General features: G+C 51.6%; 1 protein-coding gene. It reads left to right on the forward strand.

From position 1 onward, the window contains the following. Window positions 1–385: 385 nt before the first annotated feature. Window positions 386–605: transposase (locus HT737_RS29620; protein WP_182404600.1), on the forward strand; the 220-nt coding region annotated here is incomplete at its 3' end.

Raw genomic sequence — 605 nt, forward strand, 5'->3', positions numbered from 1 at the left:
CAGGGCTTTTCACTCTATAAGCCTAACATTTAGCGGGAAATCTCGGCATTCCGCCGGTTTACGGAGAGGCATTACCTGGACTCCGTAGGATTTTTCCCCACTAAAAAGGCCAGCGAGTATTGCACAGCATTGGTGCATCGTCATGCCCTTGTGGTGAGGGGATTCATCCCCGAGGGCCTGCGCAGCAGGCCCAAGCTATTCAAAATCTGATCACCCCAGGTAAGGGCCGCTTCGCGACCCATCGGGGATAAATCCCCTCGCCACAGGTGACTTCAATTTTCCCAACCCCACATGAAAAACGAAAATTCCTACGGCATTTACAGATCTCCCAAGAGCAATCCGCCGCTAGCCTTCAGACCTTGATTACTGAACGCAGGGAGCGAACATGCCAGTCAAACCAAATACCTACCGTCTTCGTTTAGGCCGACATTCCGAAACAGGCCGAGCCTATTTCGTCACTTCAGTTGTGTATGATCGCCAGCCGGTATTTTCCGACTGGCGCACAGGCCGTTTATTGGTTGCAGAGTTTCGCCATGCCCATGAACAAGGCTTATTAGAATCCATTGCGTGGGTGATCATGCCTGATCACTTTCATTGGCTGATGC

Origin of the sequence: Pseudomonas sp. MD195_PC81_125, from assembly GCF_014060985.1 — a bacterium.
Lineage (GTDB): Bacteria > Pseudomonadota > Gammaproteobacteria > Pseudomonadales > Pseudomonadaceae > Aquipseudomonas > Aquipseudomonas parakoreensis.